This window comes from Bacillus aerolatus (assembly GCF_009183655.1).
GTDB lineage: Bacteria > Bacillota > Bacilli > Bacillales > Domibacillaceae > Pseudobacillus > Pseudobacillus aerolatus.
Window position 1 is genome coordinate 59,017 of the sequence record NZ_WEIO01000005.1, and the last position, 23,715, is coordinate 82,731.

At 39.1% G+C, this 23,715-nt stretch carries 21 protein-coding genes; 9 read left to right on the top strand and 12 right to left on the bottom strand.

Going from position 1 to position 23,715, the window contains the following annotated elements:
* Positions 1 to 159 precede the first annotated feature (159 nt).
* The 3 genes from F9802_RS09985 to F9802_RS09995 all read left to right on the top strand — a co-directional run bounded on the left by F9802_RS09985 (position 160) and on the right by F9802_RS09995 (position 1,975).
* On the top strand, positions 160 to 648 hold the full coding sequence (locus tag F9802_RS09985; protein ID WP_152151491.1) for an Lrp/AsnC family transcriptional regulator: 489 nt from the start codon (positions 160 to 162) through the stop codon (positions 646 to 648).
* Between the two features lie 182 nt (positions 649 to 830).
* A complete protein-coding gene (locus tag F9802_RS09990; RefSeq protein ID WP_152151493.1) occupies positions 831 to 1,436 on the top strand; it encodes a chromate transporter in 606 nt (201 codons plus the stop codon).
* Complete coding sequence (locus F9802_RS09995) at positions 1,433 to 1,975, top strand: chromate transporter (protein WP_152151495.1); 543 nt, start codon at positions 1,433 to 1,435, stop codon at positions 1,973 to 1,975. The genes F9802_RS09990 and F9802_RS09995 overlap by 4 nt, the downstream gene beginning before the upstream one ends.
* 176 nt (positions 1,976 to 2,151) lie before the next feature.
* On the opposite strand, the gene F9802_RS10000 is transcribed toward F9802_RS09995, so the two are convergent.
* The 3 genes from F9802_RS10000 to F9802_RS10010 are packed head-to-tail and all read right to left on the bottom strand — an operon-like array spanning position 2,152 to position 5,914.
* Complete coding sequence (locus F9802_RS10000; RefSeq protein ID WP_191991853.1) at positions 2,152 to 3,168, bottom strand: TAXI family TRAP transporter solute-binding subunit; 1,017 nt, start codon at positions 3,166 to 3,168, stop codon at positions 2,152 to 2,154.
* A gap of 34 nt (positions 3,169 to 3,202) precedes the next feature.
* Positions 3,203 to 5,176: a TRAP transporter permease gene (locus tag F9802_RS10005; RefSeq protein WP_152151499.1), complete on the bottom strand. Its 1,974-nt coding sequence runs from the start codon at positions 5,174 to 5,176 to the stop codon at positions 3,203 to 3,205.
* A gap of 21 nt (positions 5,177 to 5,197) precedes the next feature.
* Entirely contained in the window at positions 5,198 to 5,914 is a 717-nt protein-coding gene (locus F9802_RS10010) for a GntR family transcriptional regulator (RefSeq protein ID WP_152151501.1), read from the bottom strand.
* Between the two features lie 423 nt (positions 5,915 to 6,337).
* Here F9802_RS10010 and F9802_RS10015 point away from each other — a divergent pair, with 423 nt between their 5' ends.
* Positions 6,338 to 7,726, top strand: coding sequence for a sigma-54 interaction domain-containing protein (locus tag F9802_RS10015; RefSeq protein WP_152151884.1), 1,389 nt, complete (start codon positions 6,338 to 6,340; stop codon positions 7,724 to 7,726).
* A gap of 106 nt (positions 7,727 to 7,832) precedes the next feature.
* Here the strand turns inward: F9802_RS10015 and F9802_RS10020 are convergent, their stop codons facing one another.
* The 5 genes from F9802_RS10020 to F9802_RS10040 form a co-directional block, all read right to left on the bottom strand.
* On the bottom strand, positions 7,833 to 9,413 hold the full coding sequence (locus F9802_RS10020) for a BCCT family transporter (RefSeq protein ID WP_152151503.1): 1,581 nt from the start codon (positions 9,411 to 9,413) through the stop codon (positions 7,833 to 7,835).
* A gap of 313 nt (positions 9,414 to 9,726) precedes the next feature.
* Positions 9,727 to 10,758, bottom strand: coding sequence for an aromatic ring-hydroxylating oxygenase subunit alpha (locus F9802_RS10025; RefSeq protein WP_152151886.1), 1,032 nt, complete (start codon positions 10,756 to 10,758; stop codon positions 9,727 to 9,729).
* A gap of 730 nt (positions 10,759 to 11,488) precedes the next feature.
* Entirely contained in the window at positions 11,489 to 12,280 is a 792-nt protein-coding gene (locus F9802_RS10030) for a putative hydro-lyase (RefSeq protein WP_152151505.1), read from the bottom strand.
* A 21-nt stretch (positions 12,281 to 12,301) separates the two neighbouring features.
* Entirely contained in the window at positions 12,302 to 13,522 is a 1,221-nt protein-coding gene (locus F9802_RS10035; RefSeq protein ID WP_152151507.1) for an NRAMP family divalent metal transporter, read from the bottom strand.
* 15 nt (positions 13,523 to 13,537) lie between these two features.
* Positions 13,538 to 14,299 carry a LamB/YcsF family protein gene (locus F9802_RS10040; RefSeq protein WP_152151509.1) on the bottom strand — a complete coding sequence of 254 codons (762 nt, stop codon included), beginning with the start codon at positions 14,297 to 14,299 and terminating at the stop codon, positions 13,538 to 13,540.
* Between the two features lie 299 nt (positions 14,300 to 14,598).
* Between F9802_RS10040 and pxpB the strand changes: the two genes are divergently transcribed.
* Genes pxpB through accC form a run of 4 tightly spaced genes read left to right on the top strand, consistent with a single transcriptional unit; the run spans position 14,599 to position 18,167 of the window.
* On the top strand, positions 14,599 to 15,336 hold the full coding sequence (gene pxpB, locus F9802_RS10045) for a 5-oxoprolinase subunit PxpB (RefSeq protein ID WP_152151511.1): 738 nt from the start codon (positions 14,599 to 14,601) through the stop codon (positions 15,334 to 15,336).
* The gene (locus tag F9802_RS10050; RefSeq protein WP_152151513.1) at positions 15,333 to 16,328 is read left to right on the top strand and encodes a 5-oxoprolinase subunit C family protein; all 996 of its coding nucleotides are present in this window, start codon (positions 15,333 to 15,335) and stop codon (positions 16,326 to 16,328) included. The genes pxpB and F9802_RS10050 overlap by 4 nt, the downstream gene beginning before the upstream one ends.
* 14 nt (positions 16,329 to 16,342) lie before the next feature.
* A complete protein-coding gene (gene accB, locus F9802_RS10055) occupies positions 16,343 to 16,807 on the top strand; it encodes an acetyl-CoA carboxylase biotin carboxyl carrier protein (protein WP_152151515.1) in 465 nt (154 codons plus the stop codon).
* Between the two features lies 1 nt (position 16,808).
* Positions 16,809 to 18,167: an acetyl-CoA carboxylase biotin carboxylase subunit gene (gene accC, locus F9802_RS10060; protein WP_152151517.1), complete on the top strand. Its 1,359-nt coding sequence runs from the start codon at positions 16,809 to 16,811 to the stop codon at positions 18,165 to 18,167.
* A 53-nt stretch (positions 18,168 to 18,220) separates the two neighbouring features.
* On the opposite strand, the gene F9802_RS10065 is transcribed toward accC, so the two are convergent.
* Both F9802_RS10065 and F9802_RS10070 read right to left on the bottom strand, forming a co-directional pair.
* A complete protein-coding gene (locus F9802_RS10065) occupies positions 18,221 to 18,979 on the bottom strand; it encodes an IclR family transcriptional regulator (protein ID WP_152151519.1) in 759 nt (252 codons plus the stop codon).
* Between the two features lie 448 nt (positions 18,980 to 19,427).
* Positions 19,428 to 20,210 (bottom strand): hypothetical protein, encoded by a 783-nt coding sequence (locus F9802_RS10070; RefSeq protein ID WP_152151521.1) that lies wholly within the window; start codon positions 20,208 to 20,210, stop codon positions 19,428 to 19,430.
* Positions 20,211 to 20,468: 258 nt separating this feature from the next.
* On the opposite strand from F9802_RS10070, the gene F9802_RS10075 reads away from it, so the two are divergent.
* Complete coding sequence (locus F9802_RS10075) at positions 20,469 to 21,857, top strand: vWA domain-containing protein (RefSeq protein WP_152151523.1); 1,389 nt, start codon at positions 20,469 to 20,471, stop codon at positions 21,855 to 21,857.
* 142 nt (positions 21,858 to 21,999) lie between these two features.
* Here the strand turns inward: F9802_RS10075 and F9802_RS19635 are convergent, their stop codons facing one another.
* Both F9802_RS19635 and F9802_RS10080 read right to left on the bottom strand, forming a co-directional pair.
* Positions 22,000 to 22,161, bottom strand: a complete 162-nt coding sequence (locus F9802_RS19635; protein ID WP_191991855.1) for a hypothetical protein — start codon at positions 22,159 to 22,161, stop codon at positions 22,000 to 22,002.
* 133 nt (positions 22,162 to 22,294) lie between these two features.
* The gene (locus F9802_RS10080; protein ID WP_152151525.1) at positions 22,295 to 23,470 is read right to left on the bottom strand and encodes an S-layer homology domain-containing protein; all 1,176 of its coding nucleotides are present in this window, start codon (positions 23,468 to 23,470) and stop codon (positions 22,295 to 22,297) included.
* Between the last annotated feature and the right edge of the window lie 245 nt (positions 23,471 to 23,715).

Consider the following 23,715-nt stretch of genomic DNA (forward strand, 5'->3'; position numbering starts at 1 on the left):
GATTTATATCTTTGTAAAATACTTTCTCACAAACAATTGGTTAAGTCAATGACTTTTTTTCATTGATTTAGAAAGTTATTTAATATATAGTTATTCATAACGAAAGATTTTATTTTATTTAGCTTACATTTCGAAACAAAACTATTGGAGGGTCAGCTGATGACAAATAAAGATTTTGACAAAAATGAAATGCCCCCTATGAAACTAAATGAAATTGACAAAAAAATTTTGGAAGTACTTCTCGAAGATGCTCGCATCTCTTATACCGATCTTGCCAAGAAAATCGGGCTTTCTAGAGTAGCCGTTCAATCTCGTATTAACTCCTTAATTGAGGAAGGGGTAATTGAACGTTTTACCGCTGTTATTAACCCTATAAAAGTAGGCGTTCAAGTTTCAGCATTTTTTAATGTGGATGTGGAACCGAAGTATTTAGACGAAATAGCTGAAAAGCTGGCCTTGCATCCTGCAGTCACCAGTCTTTATCATATGACGGGACCGAGTACACTCCACATGCATGGCGTTTTTAAAAATGCGAAGGAAATGGAAAGCTTCTTACTTGAAACCCTTTATTCCACGCCAGGAATCATGCGTGTAGACACTCAAATGCTGCTAAAACGTTATAAGAGCCGAATGGGACTGAAGCTGTAAAATGAAACTTCCATCAGTGGGGTTTTCTCCATCCCCACTGATGATTAGTTGAATGGATCGGGCGTTTACTGGCAGTTGATCCCCACCTATGCTTCTTAGAAACAACCTAAAGACTTTGGGAGGGGGGTCTTACTGCCAGTTAATGCGGGATAAATGGATGAAAACGATGGGAGGGAGTTTATATGAACTTGAAAGCGTATTTAAATATTGCAGCGGCAATGATTAGAACGGGAATTTTAGGATATGGAGGCGGTCCATCAGTTATCCCGCTTTTCCGCCACGAAGCCGTCCTGCGATACAAATGGATGAGTGATGAAGAATTCGGTGATATACTAGCCTTCGCCAATGCTTTGCCAGGCCCTATTGCAACGAAGATGGCCGCACAACTCGGCTATCATCGAAAAGGAAGTCTCGGTGCGTGCATAGCAGTTATATTCCATATTTTGCCCACTAGTATCGGAATTGTCGGCTTATTAGGACTACTCTACTCCTTAAAAGAATCCGTCATTGTCGCTGGAATGGTTGCAGCTGTCCGTCCAGTTATAGCTGTCCTTCTCGGTATGATGGCTTATGATTTTTGTGCAAAAACATGGAAAGGATTAGGGAAAGTTGTCGGAGTGGCCTTCGGTCTTCTATCTTTTTTATTGCTTGCCGTCATTCATTTGCATCCAGCTATTACCATTATGTTGTTTTTAATCTATGGAGCGTTCCATATAAAGCTCTCCGGTTTGATGAAGAATAAATGGGAAAAATCAAAAACTAATCAAGATCGCGGGGTGTCATCATGATTTTGTGGGAACTATTTTCAGGATTTTTTGTAGCAAATATTCTGGGCTATGGGGGCGGACCAGCCTCTATCCCGCTTATGCAGCAAGAAGTGGTTAATCATTACGGATGGATGACAAATGAACAGTTTGTGGATATGCTGGCGGTTGCCAATGCCCTTCCCGGACCAATTGCGACAAAAATCGCCGCTTTTGCTGGTTACCAGCAGGCTGGGTGGATCGGACTCATTGTAGCCACGCTGGCAACCGTAGCTCCATCGGCGATTGCTATCATTATTCTTCTGAAAGTTCTGAATCACTTTAAGCAATCTTCTGTCGTTAAAGGAATGACGCTTTTAGTACAGCCGGTTATCGCAATTTTGATGATTCAGCTAACGTGGGATTTCAGCCATGTATCCTTTGATTCCATCGGTTATTGGCAATCACTCCTGATCGCCGGTATCGCTTTGTTAGCTATCACTAAGTGGAAAGTACACCCTGCACTCGTTATCGTAGCAGCGTTTATTTACGGCGGAGTTGTTTTGCCGCAGTTTATTATATGATTTCTTGTTCCTCTCTTCTTCCAAAGATAAGACGGCTCTCCCTAAAGGTAGTTATATATATAAGGCCATGGATAAACTCCATGACCTTTTTTATTATTAACGATGAAATTGGAAAATCTGTTGTAACCTGACTCGATAGATTCGAAAAAACTTACGTAGTGACAGGCACACTTCCATTATTCATATACTTTTTCTGCTCCTGGATGAATGGGAACTCCTTTAAACCCTTTTAAAATATCTTCTTCTTTAAAGTCTTTCATTGGTTCATTGTTCTTGATTAATTCATCTTTATTTTCTACGATGGCTCTAGATATACGCTCTACTAACTCTTCTGGCAAATCATTACTTGCGAAAATAACTGAGTAAGAAGCTAAAGTATCGACAGGCTCTTTTTGTCCTTCATATGTGTTTGCCGGGAGCTGAGCGGGTATAAACCCTGCGTTGTTTTTCTGAATATCTTCTGCAATCTCTTTAGGAACTTCTAAAAATTTAACACCCTTTAATGCATTTAATTCCATGACCATCGAAGAAGGAGCTGCAGTAATACCCATTGCTACATCGGCATGACCATCTGCAAGCAACGATGGCATGTCTCCAAAGGTTGTGTATGAAACTTTCCCTCCATTTTTTTCTATATCTTTATATGAAACATCATAATGTTTTAAAATGGCTTTAGTTACTAACTCGCCTCCCCAATTTTTCATGCCTGGAAGCAAATGTGCCCCTTTAGAAAGATCTTTAAATGTGTCGTATTTGCTATTTTCTACCGCAAACGCTTGATAATACGAAGTATACAACGAGGCTATACCACTAACATTTCCAATAGCACCGTCTTCAAACACGCCAGCTCCATTTACTGCATCATTAATGGAATCGGAAAAAGTGTAGCCAATGTGAGCGCTTCCATTCGCGACATCGCGAATGTTCGATTCACTTCCTCCTTCTATTACCGTAACATTTAATCCTGGAATTTCTTTCATTAAAATTTCAGCAACACTTGCCCCTGTTTGATACCATCCTCCTCCAATCGGTCCAGATGCGAGAGTAATATTGTTCGGTACTGGTTTGTAATTATCTTTTTTCGCACCTTCTCCTTCAGCAGCCGAATTTCCATCACTACAACCAGCCAAAGCTAGTACTAGCGAACCTATTAAAACTAATATTAAATTTACTTTCTTTTTAAGACTGTTCATTTTCATTCCCCCTTTTGTTATTATTCTCCATTACTCAGGAAAGCAGTTGACTAGAGTCAGCAAGGCCTTGAGAATGCCGCTTTTCTTTTTGTTTGCGGTGTTGATTAATTAAAGTGACCAAAAAGATTGAAATACCAATGATGTCAGTGATCCAGCCGGTATCTATTAATAAAACAGCACCAACGATATTTGCAGCTCTTTCAAATACATTCATTTTTTGGAATAACCAACCTTGCAAAGCAGAAGCTAAGCAGATGATCCCAATCATGGCGGTCACTACAGCTATAACAATATTTACAAGTTCTCCTTGAAGTAATAATTCGGGGCCGAAAACAAACATGTACGGAATAATAAATGTACCTAAACATATTTTCAAACCCGAAAAGCCTGTTTTAGTAGGGTCAGACTCAGCTATGGCAGCAGCGGTATAGGCAGCTACGGCCACCGGCGGAGTGACGTTTGACATAATGGCAAAGTAGAAAACAAAGAGGTGAGCTGCCAACGGGTCTACGCCAATTTGGACAAGAGCAGGAACCCCTAGGACAGCTAAAATGACATAGGCCGAAACAGTTGGCATGCCCATACCTAGAATAATAGATGCCAGCATAATAAAGATGAGAGAAAGAATAAGACTGCCACTTGTGAAATTCAAAACAACAGATGAAAACTTTAAACCGAGTCCTGTTAAATTCACACTGCTGATCAACAGACCTGCCGCTGCGCAAATGGCAGTGATTGATACTGAGTTTTTTGCCCCTAGTTCTAATGCTGATAAAATATCTTGAATACTCATTCTCGTATTTTTTCTAAAAAGCGAAACGAAAATAATAGCTAAAATAGAATAGAATCCTGCTATTTGAGGGGAATACCCTCCCATAAGCATTCCAATGATCAAGATGATAGGAAGTAATAAAAACCACCCTTCAATGAATACTTTCTTCAAATCAGGAAGTTCTTCTTTTTTAAGGCCTATTAAATTATTTTTCTTTGCTTCAAAGTGGACCATGTAGTAGACGGCAAAATAATGCAATAAAGCAGGAATTAAAGCATATAACATTAATTCAGCATAGGGGATTTGTAAGTTAGCCGCGATGATAAACGCTGCTGCTCCCATCACTGGAGGCATTAACTGCCCGCCTGATGATGCTGCCGCTTCTACTCCTCCAGCAAAGTGCCCTTTATACCCTACTCTTTTCATTAAAGGAATCGTCAAAGTTCCCGTTGTTGCAACGTTTGAAACCGCTGCCCCGCTAATAGTTCCCATCAAACCTGAAGCTACAACGGCTACTTTAGCTGGTCCCCCTGTTTTAGCACCAGTTAAAGAGTATGACAATTCTATAAAAAATTTTCCGGCTTTTGATTTTGCCAAGAAGGCTCCGAAAATGATAAAAGTAATGATATAATTTGACATCGCCCCTAAGATAATGCCAAATATCCCCTGTGTCGTATTAAAGTAAGTACTTATGGCTTTTTGAAACGATATGCCCGGGTGACCGAGAAGCCCTTGAAGATGTTGGCCAAAAAATACGTACATAATAAATAACGCAACGATAATAGTCATAGCCCAGCCCACAGATCTTCGAGTAGCTTCTAGTACTAATAAAACTAGAACCGTTCCAATAATCAAATCTGGCTGGGTTGGGGTACTTTCACGAAATACAACATCTGGATAACTGAAGATAATATAGCCGGCTGTTATTAAAGCTGTTATAAAATAAAGAGAATCAACTACCTTTTGCACATGGCTTGTTCGCTTTTTAAATGGAAATAGAAAGGGTATTAAGAGTAAAGTGAAGCATAAAGTGATAGAGCGTTGCTGCCAGGCTGAGAAAATACCAAAACCAGACGTGTAAAGGTGAACAATAGACATGGTGATCCCTAATGCCGCAATTAACGAAAATAATATTAGCTTAGAACCTGTTACTTTCTTTTGCATAATCTTGTCTATAAAAGAGTCCGGCTCTATTTGAATATTGTCTAAGTTTAAGGCATCCGCTTTTTTATCCATTTCTGTTCCCCGCTCTCTTATTTAATTTGCCTTTACATCATTTGTTTTCTTAAACACACTTTCAATGCCCCCGTGAGTTTGTTGAATTAAATTAAAGTCTAAACGATTTAATATAGAGAAAATGTGATTATACATTAATAAAGAGGCTTTTTCCGAATGACCATTTTTAATTTCCATTAAAATATTAAAATGTTCTTTAGGGGAACGGGGATTATTTGATGACATCGATCCAAAGAAAGTTAAATAAATATTTGTTAAGGCGATTAGATCCCTTAATTGATTGACCAAAATGTTGTTTCCAGAAATTTTTGCTATTTCAACATGAATATCTTCCACTTGTAATAACACTCCAGGAATATCTCCTTGTGAATAAGCTGCTTTTTCAAGCTCTATACATGATTCAATTCTTTCAAAAAACCCTTTTGATTCTTTAGATTTTTCACATGCTTTTCGAACCGAATAGTCTTCCAATAACATCCTCATTTCAAAAACATTTTTAACTTCTTGTGGCGTAGGCTGCGCAACAAACGCTCCTCTGCGCGGAATAATCGTAACTAACATTTCATAGGACAGTCTTTTTAAAGCTAGTCTAATAGGTGTCCTGCTTACATTTAACATGTTGGCAAGCTCTTCTTCCGATAATTTCGTTCCAGGTGCCAGTTCTCTATTAGTTATAGCTCTTTTTATCATTGAATAAATTTCGTCATCTAAAGAAACCTTCTTTTTATTTTTCTGCATAAAAACAAATCCTTTCTAAATTGTATTTGTGATTGTATACAATTTTAAATACGCTATTAAATCCAATTTATTAATCCTCCGCGCGTAGTATTCTAATTATTCAAATAAGTATATTTTTTGAGGCATGAACAACAGGGTAAAATCCTGTTGTTCATGCCTTAAGATAAATGGACAAAAGTAGGAATTTTCAGTACAATCTGATACAGCACCCTTCTTTATTAATCTGGGTTTTTGCACCTTAATTTTACTTAAAGAAATGGTGTTTTTCTTTTTCTGAAAAAGGTCGAATATTCAACTTCTAATAAGCATTAAGCCAAAAACTCATATACAGAAGTTGAGATTTCAATCATTTATATCTTCAAATAGAAAAGTAATCTCTCACTATTTCCTTCAACGTATTAACTTTTTGCAGGAGGCTATATGATGCACCGACTATCTAATATGTCTATGAATGTTGATATGACATTGGAAACACTTGTGAAAATCTTGGATTACTCGTCTGATGAGATCTTTGTTCTTGACAGCAATAAAAAGATTATTTACGTAAATAACGCCTGTGAAAAACATTATGGATTAAAAAAGTCAGATGTATTAGGCAAGTCCAGTGTAGAACTATTCGAAAAAGGATACTGGAGGCCGTCGCTCGTTCCAGAGGTATACGAAAAGAAAAAACCGCTTTTAATAAAGCAAACAACGAATATTGGCGCTGAATTACTCACCTCAGCCATTCCTATACTTAATGATAAGAACGAAGTCGAATTAGTCGTAACGACGGCTAGAGAATTACAAAGCTACAATATGCTCAAGGTGAAAGAAAAAGCAGGGGCACATTCTTCTAAACAAATAAATCAAACCGATATAGGTATGATTACTAATTGTGAAAAAGTCAAAGATATTCTAAAATTCGCTCAAAAAATTGCTGTAACAAACTCGACCGTTTTAATTCAAGGCGAATCCGGAACAGGTAAAGGAGTTCTTGCCCGCTATATCCATCAAACGAGCAAAAGAAAAGAAGGACCATTTTTAACGATTAACTGTGCAGCCATCCCGGCAGAATTACTTGAATCTGAACTTTTTGGATATGCCCCCGGAGCCTTTACTGGCGCCAATCGATCAGGGAAAATTGGGTTACTTGAAGCAACAGACAATGGCACACTCTTTCTAGATGAAATAGGTGAAATGTCACTAACACTCCAAGCAAAGCTGCTTCAGGTGATTCAGGAAAAAAAGTTTATTCCCATTGGCAGTCACGAAGAAAAAAAAGTGAATATCCGAATCATTGCTGCAACGAATCGAAATTTGAGCGAGATGGTAGAAAACAGGCATTTTCGAGAAGATTTATTTTATCGATTAAATGTCATTGATATCAAAATGCCGCCTCTTCGAGAACGAAAAGAAGATATTATTCCGCTCTCCTATCATTTTTTATATAAGTTTAATACCATGTACGAAGTAAATAAACTCATTTCAGAAGAATGCCTTGATATGCTTACATACTACAAATGGCCTGGAAACATACGGCAGTTAGAAAACCTAATAGAGAGGTTAGTTATTACAAGTGATTCGATCATTGAAGTTCATGATCTCCCAGAATCGGTCTACCACAATATTCGAGAAAATTCCGAGCTGTCCATCCCTTCATCACTCAACGAAGCGGTAGACAGAGCAAAAAAAGAGATCGTCCGAAAATCATTTCAAAAGTATAAAAGTTCTCGAAAAGTAGCAAAAGATTTAAAGATCAGCCAAACGAATGCTTTGAAGCTCATTCAAAAATATTGTGATGATTTACGTGACAATACAGAAGAACCTTGATTCAAAGGTTCATTAAAAAATAGGAATCGTCCGTTTATAAACGGACGATTCCTATTTTTCATTATCCATGCGCATGAAATTGTGCTGGGAAGAAAAAGTTACTTCATTAGCTAGATTTTCGTTCGGAAGAATACTCCTTTTCTTCACTCTTTTCAGATGAAGATTGTTGTACTGAAGAATTGATGTAACTATCTTCTTTTAACCACTTTAATAGTGATATCGCAATGATTACGGAAATAAACATAATCGGGAAGCCCGTGATCACCGATAACGTTTGTAAAGCTTCTAATCCACCCCCATACATTAATGTGATCGCGACAGAACCAATAATCATTGCCCAGCTTAAGCGAATCCATCTTGCTGGTTCTTTCTCATCAGTCGTTGCTTTTGTCGACATAAAAGAAAGTGTATAAGCAGCAGAGTCAATCGTTGTTGCCAAGAAGATAAACGCAAGTACAACGAATACGGCGAGAAGAACATTAGCTCCCATTGGCATTGCTTGAATCATCGCAACAATAGCTGCCGGTGCCCCCTCATTTTGTAAAATATCGATGACTGGAAGAATATTGTTTAACTCAAAATAAAGGCTCGTATTGCCAAATACAGAAAAGGCTAAAGCACACCCGAGAGTTCCCCCGACACACATGGCAAGTATTACTGAGCGTATCGTTCTCCCTTTTGAGATTCTAGCTGTAAACATTGCCATAAACGGAGCCAAAGCAAACCACCATGCCCAATAAAAAATCGTCCAATCCTGCGCAAAGCTTGATCCGCCTACCGAATCTGTATAAAGACTCATTCTTAAAAAGTTTTGTATTAATAATCCCGCGCTATCTGTGAATTTGTTAATAATAAATACAGTTGGTCCTGCTATAAAAAAGAAAAGAGCGAAGGCAATATAGATATAAATATTGATATCACTTAATACTTTTAACCCTTTTTTCAATCCGAAATATACACTTGCAGAAAAGATAGCGGTCCAGAACGCAATAATAGCTACGTCCAGTCCTAAAGAACGCTCAACCCCGATTAACTTCGAAACAGCTTCAGCTAACATTGGTGTACCAAGACCAAGAGATGTTCCGACCCCTCCGACGATGCCAAACATAAACAATATGTCGATGCATTTTCCTAAGTAACCGTCCACTCGATCTCCTAAAACGCCGCGACAAGCTGAGCTTAGTCGTGTATTAGGAATTTTCCGCACATATAACGCGTACGCCAAAGCAATAGATGGCAAACAATAAATTGAAAACCCCATAAACCCCCAATGGAAAATTCCGTATGTGGAAGCCCATTCAGCAGCTTCTACACTTTCAGGAGTAATGCCAAATGGAGGTGCTGTATAATAATAACTCCATTCAATAAACCCCCAGTATAATAAGCTTGATCCAGCTGTTGATGTAAATATTAAACCAATCCAACTGGCAGTAGAGAACTCCGGCTTGTCTTTTTCGTCACCCAGCTTAATATTTCCATACTTACTTACCGCTAAAAACATTAAGGTACAAAAAATTAAGAACGTTACTAGTAAATAAAGCGAACCGAACTTTCCGCTAATAAGCCCCAGTATGCTTCCTAAAAATTGATTGCCTTTTTCCGGATTAATTAAAACAGGGACCGTAAATACTCCTAATACAATTAACGCCATTGAAAAAATGAACTTGTCCACCCTCGTTTGTTCCATAACCCATCCCCTTCTTTCTGTATAATTTGGCGTTCAAAAACAGAAAATTGATTATTAAAATTTAAAAAATAATTGTTATGGCCTCCAATACAATCTCATTGAACTTTCCTCTTCTTCAATCATTGTAATAGAAGAGTTTTTTCTTAACTTTTCATCATGATATAACTGCCGTCCAAGGTTAATGGCCTTGGACGGCAGTCATGATTGAATGAGGACTAAATGACGTACATGTACAGCTTTCAATACCTTATTTTATTATAATGAGTTTGAATAAAGCGAGTGTTATCTGCAAGCGTTTTCATTTCCTGAAAAACTATCTTACGTCCATTGCTTCCTTAATTCGCTGATGAAAGTGATGTAAAGCGTGTTCACTTGGTGAATAAACACCTTGTTTAAAAGCTTGTGTATGGAAACCTTCCTGCAGCATTTCCACAAGTTCAAAATCTTCTTCACGGACTTGGTCAACAAACTTTATGAGTTCTTCTTGCTCTTCTGAAATATGCTCACTCGGAAAATAATAACTGTAAATAGCCAATGATTTATTTGGTGCAATCGGCAAGATCTGACTCGTTGTCATATTTCCAGAACCCGGATAAATACTAATCATCATATTCGGCCATACCCAATAAAACTGAGCTTGTTCTTCACTATTTCCACTTGTTAAACTTGAATATTGGCAGCTGTAATTCCTGTGAAGATCAATATTGTAATTTTTCATATCGAACGTTTTCGAGAAAGCAGGATGAGCAATTTGACAATGGTCACATTCTAAATAATTATCAACCACTGCTTTCCAGTTCGCATTAATTACACGTTGATTCACTCTAACTTTCTTTAAAGATTCGAGAAACGTGTATTTATCCAAACTTCCTACTAATTCTTTATAAGAATCCTTAAGAGGCAAAGCTTCGGAATCTAAATTAATAAAAATCAACGATTGGTATACTTCTAGCTTTACAGGAGTCATACAGCTATGGTCTCCTAAGTCATTCGTTCGAAAGTTAGGTGCCTTATTTAATTTACCATCTAAGTGAAATGTCCAGCCATGGTAAGAGCACATAAATATTTTTTTATTTCCTTCTTCACTGCGTTCTACCTTTGCGCCCCGGTGAGGACAAATATTATAAAAAGCGTTTAATTGATCATCATTGCCCCGGCTAATAATGAGCGGTTCTCCAGCTATATCAAAAGTAAAAAAATCGCCTTTCTTTTCCACTTGACTTACATGCCCAGCCAAAATCCAACTTTTAAAAAATATCTTCTTTTTTTCCTCCTCAAAGACTTCAAGATCTACATAGCGATTGTAAGGCAGCGTATACTCTAATTCCTTCACTTTTTCTTTCATATTCACAGAAAATTCCCCTTCCCGTCATTTAAGTAATAGTAATTATGCACTTGCTATCTATAATGCAATAGTTGTGCCAACGCTAATTGAACGGAAAAAGGCAATAAAACGGGGTTTTTCACAAAAAACTGAGTTTAATTACGTTCAGGTGATTTTTTTAAGAATCACCTTTATGTTAAAATGAATGTTCTTTTTTTAGTACAGACTAACTTTCTCCAATCATCGTTGAAAAGGTATTGTCTCAAAAGCTTATTTTGCGTAACTTTTATTTTATCATTGGGCAGCGCGCATATTCTAACTGTTCCTGCGCATAAATAGGATTTGGGCGTGCAGAAGATCGTAAAACTCGTTCACAAAGGCCGGTGACCGGTGCATAAGTTTGTTTGCCGTGCATATTTCGGTGATTTCCGTTCAGAAAACTATTACAGCCGTGCACAAACGCTAATAACCGGCGCACATTGCAGCACCACTCCACATTGTCTATTTAAAGAAAGGGCTGTTCCAAAAGTCTTTAAGCATCGACTTTTGGAACAGCCCTTTTGCGTTGGCATCCGTTTAGATTGTGAAACTTAGTCATTGAAGTACATGAGTGTAGACAAATAAATATGCTTTTCTTCTTGAAGGTAATTGTTTTGCGCCAAAATCAACTCGATTCATTTATGCTTAAAGCGATAACACTTCTCGGCGTCGTAATTGAGAGCGGCTCGATTTTTCATTTATTAGATCATTCCTATAAAACGCTAAGTTTCTCGTCTCGCACATCGCTAATAAACATATGACCAGGGGCATGGGTAATCATCAATGAAGGTTTGCTTTGTAAGGCGACTGCTTGAGGTGTCACGCCGCAAGCCCAAAATACAGGGATCTCCCCTTCCTTAATTGTCACTGCATCACCGAAATCAGGTTTGGAGATATCAGCTATGCCAATTTGACTTGGATCACCGATATGAATAGGTGCTCCATGTACAGAAGGAAAGCGCGTGGTAATTTGAATGGCGCGAATCGCATCTTCATGCGTCATTGGACGCATACTTACAACGGTCGGCCCTTCAAACACCCCTGCTTTTTCACATGAAATATTCGTTTTATACATTGGAACGTTACAGTTTTCCTCGATATGTCGAATAGGTATACCACCTTCAATGAGCGGTGTTTCAAATGTAAAACTACAACCTAGTAGGAAGCCGACCATATCATCTTCCCAATACTCTGTAATGTCTGTTGTTTCTTCTGTGAAAACACCGTCTTTATAAATGCGATATTTAGGAATGTCCTTTCGAATATCCGCATCCCCGGCAATTTTACTCGGATGGAAAGAGCCGGGTTCCGTCACATCCAATAAAGGACATGGCTTCGGATTCCGTTGGCAAAACAGCAAGAAATCAAAGGCATATTCTTTCTTTAAAATAACTAAATTAGCTTGTGTAAATCCTTTTGACATACCAGCCGTTGGCCCCGTAATGTCTTGTTTACGGATAAGGTCCCTTATTTCATTTGGAGCCATGTTTTCATAGTTGGTCATGTACAATCTCTCCTCCCGATATTATTTAAATAACAATGGTATTTGTTCAATTAGTGTCACGATTCCCAAATACCCCATGACGACGACGACGAATCCGCCTGAAATCGTTAACCATAGCGGGTGTTTATAATCGCCAACAATATTTTTCTTGTAAGCAGCTATTAACAGCGTTCCGAGCGCAATTGGTAAAATCAAGGCATTCAGAGCCCCCACTAATAATAAAACCTTAACAGGCCGTCCGACTAAAGAAAATGTTAAAGTTGAGACTAAAATAAATAAAATAATAATCCAATTATGATACTTTTCGATTGCTGGGCTGAACGAACGAATAAAGGAAACAGATGTATAAGCGGCACCTACGACAGACGTAATGGCAGCTGCCCACATAATGACACCGAACATTCGATAACCGATATCGCCTGCAGCGAGTTGGAACACGGAAGCTGGAGGGTTTTCTGGATCAATGGCGAGACCTTGAGACACAACGCCGAGTACAGCTAAAAATAACGCGACACGCATGACACCTGTCACAACAATCCCTGTTACAGAACTTTTCGTCACTTCAGGTAATGATTCAACCCCTTTTATCCCCGCGTCTAACAAACGATGCCCGCCAGCAAATGTAATGTATCCTCCTACCGTTCCACCAACGAGTGTGACGATAGCAAATATACTAATTTTTTCAGGAACGAACGTATTAGCAATGGCTTCTCCAACAGGCGGCGATGTAGAAAATGCCACATACAACATTAAGATGATCATAACGAAACCGGCGATTTGAGCCGCTTTGTCCATTGCTTTACCAGCTTCTTTAAATACGAAAATAAAGACAGCAAATGCGGCACTAATAATCGCACCTGTAATAGGATCAATTCCAAGCATAGCATTTAATCCAAGCCCTGCTCCGGCGACATTTCCGATATTAAATGCCAGACCGCCTATGACGATAATAACTGCTAAAAACACACCTAGTCCGGGTAAGACCTTATTAGCAATCTCCTGGCCACGCAGCCCCGAAACGGCAATGATCCGCCAAACATTCATTTGCGCAAAAACATCTAAAATTAATGAAATTAAAATAACAAACGCAAAGCTTGCGGCCAATTGTTGAGTAAAGACCGTCGTTTGCGTTAAAAACCCAGGGCCAATCGATGATGTCGCCATTAAAAAAGCGGCACCAAGCAAGACACTCCTACTTACTTTCTTTTTCACTTTACCTGTTCCATTTTTTTGTTCTGTCATAAAGGTGTCCCCATTCTATTCGATGATGGATGAAACAATAATCTTGTTATTTTCTAACGTTTCTTTAATATACTTCGCAAAATCAAGTGCATGTTCACCATCTCCGTGAATGCAAACCGTGTCTGCTTTTAAAGAAACTTCCGTATTTTGTTGAGAAGTGACTTTTCCTTCTGTCACCATTTTCACTACTTGGGTCACTGATTGTTCTTCATCTATTATTAAAGCGTCAGACTGCAAACGAGAAGTTAACGTACCGTCCGATTGATATGTACGATCAGCAAACACTTCGTGTGCCGTATGTAGGCCGATCTTTTCTCCTGCCTTCGTCAATTCACTTCCAGCAAGTCCGAATAATACTAAAGATGGCGAAACGTCATAGACAGCTTGGGCAATAGCCTCAGCCAGTTTCGGATCTTTTGCTGACATATTGTACAAAGCCCCATGTGGTTTCACGTGTTGCATCGTTTCATTACATGTGGATAAGAACCCTTGAAGAGCACCAATTTGATAAACGACCATATCGTATGCTTCCTGCGGGGTAATTTTCATTTCGCGGCGCCCGAATCCATTTAAATCCGGCAGGCCGGGATGGGCACCAATTTTCACGTTATTTTCAATGGCAAGCTTGACCGTTTCCCTCATCACACTTGGGTCACCTGCGTGAAAACCACACGCAATATTCGCTGATGTTACATATTTTAATATTTCTTTTTGTTCACTAAGTTTATACCGGCCGAAACTTTCCCCTAAATCACAATTCAAATCTACTTTAAACATCCTTTTCCCCTCCAAATAGTTTGATTAAACTTCTATCCACCTTCGAGTAAAGGTAAGCGTTTACAAGATAAAAGCACAACAAGTTCCGAATTAAGGAACAAAGGTTTTGAAATGCAAATTTATTTTATCATAAAAAAAAATGTCTGAATAGACACCATTATCGAATTTATTGAAAATACCGAAGTGAAATACTTTTGAGATTTCCACACTTGTTTTTTTATTTTTTGCTAATTATAATTTAAATAGTCCATTTTTAAGAACTTTAGTACCGAATTTTGAAACCGTTGGGGGTGTTGAAATTGACTCATTGTTTCCCTGAAGCTATCATAAAACCTTTAGGTGATTCCGCACTGATTGTCCAGCTTGGCGAGGGAATAAGTCCGTCTATTCACCAAAAAGTTCAAGCGCTGTCCATGTTGTTGAATACTTATCCTTTTGATGGCTTTGTTGAGTCTGTACCGGCTTTTAACAATATTACCATCCATTATGATCCCGTATTAGTGTTGAATCACCTTGCAAACAACCAGCCATCATTGACTTCTTTTCAAATAGTTTGCTCGAATGTAAATGAATTAATTCAACATATTGATGACTCACAAAAACTTGAAGCAAGACTAGTTGAGATTCCCGTTTTATATGGCGGTGAATATGGCCCTGATTTAGATGATGTAGCTTCGTATCACAACATATCACCAGAAGAAGTGATTCGAATACATACTCAGAGTGAATGTTTAGTTTATATGTTAGGGTTTGCTCCGGGCTTTCCATTTATGGGGGGAATGGATGAAAGAATTGCAACGCCCCGCCGCGAAACTCCCCGGTTATCGATTACACCCGGATCAGTCGGAATAGCCGGCAAACAAACGGGTGTTTATCCATTAGAAACACCCGGAGGCTGGCAGATTATTGGGCGTACGCCATTAGATTTATTTCGCCCGGATCTTTCACCGCCGACATTGCTGCAAGCTGGAGACAAAATCAAATTTGTCCAAATTTCTCCTGAAGAATATCACACGTATAAGGAGAAGAAGCGATGACTGTAAAAGTGCTTAATCAAGGTCTGCTCACAAGTATCCAAGACTTAGGGAGATACGGTTCTCAAAAATATGGTGTCATTGTTAGCGGAGCAATGGATAAATATTCGCTAAGAGTGGCAAATTTACTAGTAGGAAATAAAGAAAATGAAGGTGCTCTGGAAATTACATTATTAGGTACGTCCCTTCAATTTGAAAAGGATATGTTAATCGCGATAACAGGCGGTGATTTACTCGCTTCGATTGATGGCGAAAAAGCACCAACGTGGCGGCCTGTATTAGTGAGAAAAGGATCTGTGTTACAATTCAAATCTCCTTTAAAAGGATGCCGGGCCTATGTAGCTTTCGCTGGAGGGATCGCTGTTCCAGAAGTAATGGGAAGCAAAAGCACATACCTTCGTGCAGGAATAGGCGGATTTAAAGGCAGAGCTTTGCAAAAAGAGGATGTACTTGAATTCGGTGAAATGAATAGACTCAGCACTTCGTTGTTTCATCAATTAAATAAGAGAAATAACGATTTTACGTGGGCAGTCAATTATGATGCGCTCATCAATTTACAGCAAACTCAGACGATACGTGTCATAAGAGGCACGGAGTTTGATCGATTCGATGAAAAAAGTAAAAGAACCCTTTTTAATGAACCGTATACATTAACAACTCAAGCAGATCGGATGGGTTACCGAATGGAAGGTCCTCCCCTCTCTTTAGCAACAGAATTTGAATTGCTATCTGAAGGTGTCACACATGGAACGATTCAAGTACCGCCAAACGGACAGCCCATTATTCTCATGGCAGACCGTCAAACAACAGGCGGTTATCCGAAAATCGGTCAAGTGATTACTGCTGATTTGCCTAGCATAGGACAGTTACAACCGACTGCCAACATCCATTTCAAGGAAATTTCACATAAAGAAGCAGAGAGGGAATTATTAAAGAAAGAACAAATAATAAATGAAATAAAAATAGGCGTCCGCTTTAAAGGACTTTACTTATGAGAGGGAATGACATCATGAAAGTAAATGAGTTCAAAGAATTAATCGACTATATTGAGCAGTCTTCTATCGATGTACTTAAATTAGAAAATAAAGAGTTAAAACTATATTTTCAAAAGCACAATGCGGCGAACGTGACAATAGATTTGGCAGAACAAGCAGCTCCAGCCGCACAAATGGCGCCAAAAGATGAAACGATAGTGGAACTAGAACAGCCTGCCTCAAATGAAGATAACAGTTTTCATCAAATCGAGTCTCCTATGGTTGGAACTTTTTATTCACGTTCGAATCCAGACGCAGAACCTTTTGTTCAAGTAGGATCAATGATTGAAAAGAACCAGCCCGTTTGTGTGTTAGAGGCTATGAAGTTATTTAATGAAGTGGCATCAGATGTTGACGGAGAAATAATAGAAATATTAGCTGAAGATGGACAAATCATTGAATTTGGACAGCCGTTATTTGTTGTAAAGGTGAGTGACTGACATGCTAAAGAAAGTATTGATTGCCAATCGCGGCGAAATAGCTGTTCGCATTATTAGGGCATGTAAAGAAATGAATATTCAAACGGTTGCTGTCTATTCTGAGGCAGATAAAGAGGCGCTCCACGTAAAATTAGCAGATGAAGCTTATTGTATAGGCAAAGCCCCGTCAAAAGAAAGCTATCTTAACATCGTTAATATTATAAGCACTGCAACGATCACTGGAGTCGATGGAATACATCCTGGTTACGGATTTCTAGCAGAAAATGCTGATTTCGCTGAATTATGCCGTGACTGCCACATTGCCTTTATCGGTCCTTCTCCAGAATCTATTCGAAAAATGGGCATCAAAGACGTGGCTAGGGATACGATGAAAGAAGCTGGCGTTCCTATCGTACCTGGTTCAGACGGAATCATAAACGATTATGAAGAAGGCTTAGAGGTTGCGAAAAAAATAGGTTTTCCAGTGATCATTAAAGCAACAGCAGGCGGCGGCGGAAAAGGAATACGTGTTGCCTACGACCAAGAAGAATTAAAAAAAGGAATCGAAGTCACACAACAAGAAGCAGAAACTGCCTTTGGAAATCCAGGCGTTTATTTGGAAAAATTCATCCAAGACTTCCGCCATGTAGAAATTCAAATTATGGCGGATTCACATGGAAACGTCATCCATTTAGGCGAACGTGATTGTACGATTCAACGAAGAATGCAAAAACTCATAGAAGAAACACCATCACCGGCTCTTTCAGCCGAAACTCGAGAAAAAATGGGAAATGCGGCTGTTCAAGCAGCAAAAGCTGTTGATTATGTAGGCGCTGGTACAGTTGAGTTTATATATGATCACAAAGAAGACAATTTCTATTTCATGGAGATGAATACCCGCATTCAAGTAGAACATCCGATCACAGAGATGGTCACCGGAGTCGACTTGATTAAAGAACAAATTCGAGCAGCTTCCGGCTATCCATTACAATGGAAACAAGAAGATATCACCATGACTGGGTGGTCAATTGAATGTAGAATTAATGCTGAAAATCCAACCAAAAACTTCATGCCTTCACCAGGAGAAGTAAAAAAATATATTTTGCCTGGCGGTTTTGGGGTTCGAGTTGATTCTGCTGTCTATGGCGGATACAACATACCGCCGTTTTACGATTCAATGGTAGCAAAATTAATCGTACACGCCAGTACAAGAGAAGAAGCCATTAAGAAAATGATCCGTGCTTTAGATGAATTTATTGTAGAAGGCGTTTCCACAACGATTCCATTCCATAAAGCACTTTTGCAACATGAAGTGTTTTTAAGCGGAAACTTTAACACGAATTTTCTCGACACATATAGTTTAGATATAAAAGAAAACTAAACCGAAAACATCCTCTATTTATTCCTGAAAAACAGGTGAATAGAGGATGTTTTTTATGCTTTGATATAGCCTAACCGTTCGGAAATTTGCTCCGCTGCCCGCTTGGCTTTTTCTACGAAAACAGGGATATTTTCATTTTGATAATTCGCTTCAATCCCAGCAATACTAATCCCGGCAACAACATCACCTTTATGATCAAAGATAGGAGCAGCGATGGCCGATGTATGATTCTCTAACTCAGAATGACTAATCGTGTACCCATCTTTTTGAGCTTGTTTAATCGCTTTAGATAAACTTTCCTTATTAGTGATCGTCCCCATCGCAAAAGGCTTTAGTTCAATCGATTCAATATATTCATCAACTTCCGAGCTCGGTAAAAAAGATAAAATCACTCGGGAACAGGCCCCCGCATACAAGGGACTTCTTCTGCCGATTGCCGTATATAAGCGAACTTTTTGGTTCGTATCGATTTTTTCAATATACATGGCCTCATTGCCTTGTTTAACAATTAAATTCACAGCTTCCCCCACATCATTATGCAGCTCTTGCATAATGGGGAAGGCAATTTGCCGAATATCAAGCCTGGAAGAAACTAGTTGACCGAAATGAAGAAACATTAGACCCAGTCGATATTTTGAATCTGCGCCCTTCTCTAAAAAACCCATCTCCTCTAAAGACATTAACATACGATAGACAGATGTTTTCGGAATGCCAGATAAATCAATAATTTCTTGAAATGTTAATTGGGCATGGTCTATAAATAAATTTAAAATATCCATTGAACGGACAACCGTCTTATTTTTCCGGTACATGACTTGTCTCTCCTTTATGTAGACATGTTACTTTACATATTTGATCATTTAAATTTGGGCCACTACCAAACTATCTACATAGAAAGCAGGAAAAAGGAGGATCCATATGGCTTAATACTATCATATCAAATTTTCGAAAGGCGTAGAAGGCAATCACAAAGACAGAGTAAATATTTTTTGATGCTTCAAGAAAAGCCGTTAAAGCGATAGTTTATCTTCTAGTATTGAGTAGTCGTTCGTAGAGAATGTTCTTAACGGACCTACTGCATTGTGCACAGATCATTGGCATTTATGCACGACTGTGCTGGCTTTCTGCACGGGAATCGTTGAATTGTGCACGGAAAACAGACTTGTGCGCCGGCCGCCGGGCTTTGTGCACGGGCTGTCCAGTTTTCTGCACGCCCACGTCCAATTTATGCGCGAGAACAGCCGGAATATGCGCATGAAATTAAGAAGCTTTTGAGACAATCTCCTTGTCATTTTCGACAGTATTTTGATGATATCCAGCACACTCACTCCCCACTCCCTCAAGCCATTCAAAATGCTGTTCATCAAGAAGACGGTTGACGATTCCCCAATAATAGCCAAACACCCGGTTTATCCGCTTGCCGCTTTTAATTTTTTTGAAAAGAATTCGCAATGCTTCGAGACCGATTTCTTCCCGGTCGTCAGCAGTGTAGTGAAAATAATACTTTGTCGATAACAGCACAATACGAAAGCTTTCTTTGATTATAAAAGGATCACTCCATAGCCCCTTTGCATAAGCGGCAAACTTTTCAGGTACATGTGCTAATATCGATTGATCACTACGTGTTTTTAAAGGTTGGTTAGTTTTTAAAAGATTACTAGTTTTATGGGGTGTCAATCGTTCAACAACTTTTTCCTTTCGCCACACGGTTTGCGCTTGTTCGTCCACCGTTTGGGGGATGTCATTTCTTTCTTTTTCCCGATCCATCCAACGATTAAATACCCAGAGATTACTCGACTGGGATTGGTCTTTTCTTTCCGTGGCATGCACGGATAAAAGGCCAAACTTCACCGCTTTTCGCTTCATGCGATGGAAGGTTGATTCTGAAACTGGTCCCCACTTCCCCGCTGCTGCTTTTAAAAGCGTGGATATAGAAGCGTTGCTCACACCAGCCACCTTCGCGCAAAAACGCAGCAACACCTTCAAACAAATGATTTCTCCTTTTGTAAAATCAGCTTTATGCTCAAATAAAAAAGCTTCCATATGATGATTGAATTCTTGCAAAGACTGAAACTGGCTAAACCGTTGAAAATTTCTGATCTCTCCTGCACGCACTCGTCATGCCCCCATTTTTTCTATGTAGTCACTTCTTATATAAAAAAAGTGGAGAAAAAAGGACACCTTATGTGGAAAAAATATTGATCTGTTCAAAATATTTCCAATCATTTCTTTTTTCATATAGTTTCAGCCACTGCAGTTTGTAATAATGTAGATTAGAATAATTTTTTAGGAGGATCATAGATGTTTACATTTACTACTAGTATCAGCAAGCTTCTTATGCCGTTTATCTGTTTGCTGCTTCTTACGGCTTGCTCTAATACGCCTGAGGAAAAGCCAAGTGAAACGGAAAAATCAGCAGAGGCCACCCCGGCTGAAAAGATTCCGAAAGCAGGAAGAACAGCTGAAGAAATGATTACACAAAAACCGGGCTGGTTAATGAAAAAGCATTTTGATAAAGACATTGAAGCCGTGAAAACGATCGATTGGTACAAATACCGCAACTTTTACGATGATACGTTTAAACCAATTATGGAAAAAGAAGTGGGGAATTATTTTCAGGAGCATAAGAACTTAACGAGTGATGAAGTGTATGACTACCTTGTGTATACGCTCGGTTCAGGACAATATGAAAGGTTTTACGAGCCGCTCTCTTCTTTTGATCACGGCTTTCAAGCACCTGACTTGCCGACCGGGGAAGATACCGTCGAGAAGGAGCAAAAACAAGCCAATGTCGTCGTATTAATGGATGCGAGCGGCAGCATGAAAGCCGAAGTTCCTGGCGGAGTGAAAATGGATTTAGCGAAAGAAACGATTCAAGCTTTCGCTTCTGAACTTCCGAAAGAAACAAACATTTCATTGCTCGCCTATGGCCACGTTGGAACCGGAAGCGATGCGGATAAGGTAAAATCATGCCAGGCGATCGAATCTGTTTTTCCTTTGGCAAAATATGATAAAGCTTCCTTTAACGAGGCGGCCGATTCCTTTCAAGCGAGCGGCTGGACACCGCTTGCCGGTGCGATTAACAAAGCCTCTGATATCCTTTCTGCTTATCCGTCTGATGAGTATGCCAACATCGTTTATATCGTCAGCGACGGCGTGGAAACGTGCGACGGTGATCCCGTCGCAGCAGCTAAAAAGCTGCAGGTACAAAACATTCAAGCGAAGGTGAATATTATCGGCTTCAATGTGGATGATCCGGGTCAGAAGCAATTAAAGGAAGTGGCTGAAGCGGGCGATGGAGAGTATGTCACCGTCAAAACAAAAAACGAACTGGAAACACAAATCATTAAAAAGTGGCGACCTTCCATCTTTGAGATTATCGGAAAACAAGGCGTGCCGCTCAGTCAATACGCGAACAAAACAGCTGAACTCATCGACTACAAAGTTCACTTAACAGATTTAAGCAACTATGAAAAAAGCCGGATCGTGAACGCCGTTTACTTTTTACATGATAAAGACCTCATCGATGAAAAAATAAAAGAAGAAGTAAAATCCCTTGCAGAAGAAATGAATGAACTGCGCAACGAACATTTTACTAAATTACATGACATCAAAAAACAAGAACTCGAAGATGCTAAAAACGACATTGATCAGGAAGTTTCAGAGTGGAAGGAACAGTGGGAGGAATGACAAATAAACAGCTTAAGAACCCAAGGCGTTTGCCTTGGGTTCTTAAGCTGCCTAAACTCGCAACCGGATCCATTGCCTTCTGTCGTTTTAATTGCTTGAGATTGAATGGCGTCTTCTATTTAACGTAGTCATAGAACGCTTATTAACCTTTAGCTTTTTTTCCTTTTCTTTTTCTTTTTTTCTTTCTATTTTTTTTCAAACCCGTGATTTCATCTTCCAATTCAGTCATTTTCTTTTCCATCTCTTCTATTCTTTCTAACAAGCCTTTCGGAAGGTGATTCTCGCTGATTCTTTGAAACGACATGAAGTTCATCTCCTATCCAGTAAAAAAACAGTCAAAGGGACATCCAATGACTGTTTCATTACGTTTAATACCATTAATTATGATTTTCTTAGTTCAGTTATTACTAGATAGAAAACCTACTTCTTGCAAAGGATCAGCGTATCAGTGAATACGGCAAAGTGAACTCTCTAATTCCTTCTGCATATGAGCCATATTCATAAGGGTTAAAGTACATTACAAACCCTGTGTTTGTCATATAAAATTGGTATTGATGGTCATCTAAACTTTCGAGCCCATCCCAGGAGATGTTCCGCAAAGCATATGCCTGGGCGTTAATCCGGTCAATAACTGCCCGCTTATAATTTGATTTCAGTGCGAGATCATCAAGCGACATAAAATGGTCGTTTTTCACGTCATAATTGTCGGAGAAAAGCTGTCCATACCCATGCGCACCGCCTGTATATTGAAAGTCTTCAAAAACAACACTTACATAATTCACATCAGCGCGGGCTACTTTGTAGGAAACGTCATATTCATAATACTTGCCCATCCAATCGTCTTCCCGAGCAAGATCCATAATTTCCTTTCGGATATTAACGAGCTCTTTGCCTGTTTCCACATAATAATTGTTCAAAGAGTCAAAATTCTGTACGCCATTCGTATCTTTAAATTGTGGATAAAATATGCCTTCAGCTGCCTTTTTCGGATAAGAAACCACGCTCATTCTAAACTTTTTATTGAGCGCCCGGGCAGTGAAAACAGCAAACTGCGCGCGCGTAACGACACCTGACGGATTATATTTAGTGGCCGTATATCCAGATGTAATTCCATTAGCAACAAGCGGGCTGACATAAGGAGAACCCCAATAAGCCCTCGTCATATCTTCCCATTCGACCGGTACGGATCCTGATAAAGAAAAGGCTTCCTTCGTAATCTTTGCCATTTCAACACGTTTTAACTGTCCATTTGGGTTAAAGTTTGCTGCTTTTGAAAACCAGCCAGCGTTTACAGCGGCGGCAATTTCTTTATAAAACGGGTGCGATGCCGGCACGTCTTTAAATCCCGGGTTCGGCACATTCGTCAACGGCAACTTTTTCGCACGCACAAGGATGGCGGCTGCCTGAGCTCGAGTAACCGGTGCATCTTTGTTGAACTTTCCATTTGAACCACCTTTTAATACACCCAATTCACTCAAATAATAAACTTCCTTTGCACTCCAGTGAGTCGATGGCACATCTGAATAAACAGCCGCCTCTATGTTTGATGTTGGAAAAAAGCACAAAAGTAAAACGGCAAGTAAAGCAACTTGTATTCTTTTTGTTAGATTCATTTCTCCACCCCTTTTTCAATTTTCCGAATTATATGATGATAAATTCATAATACCATATTACTATTTTAGTTTTATACATGTTTCATGAATTAGTGGTCATACAAACATTTTTGATGGCGGAGCAGCTTGCTTTAAAATATCTCTGCATGCGAAGAGTACCTGACACTAATTCCGCCTAAACAGAACGAATTACAAAAATAGGAAGATGGATTTAATTGTGAAAACCGATGATTAAAACTTATAAT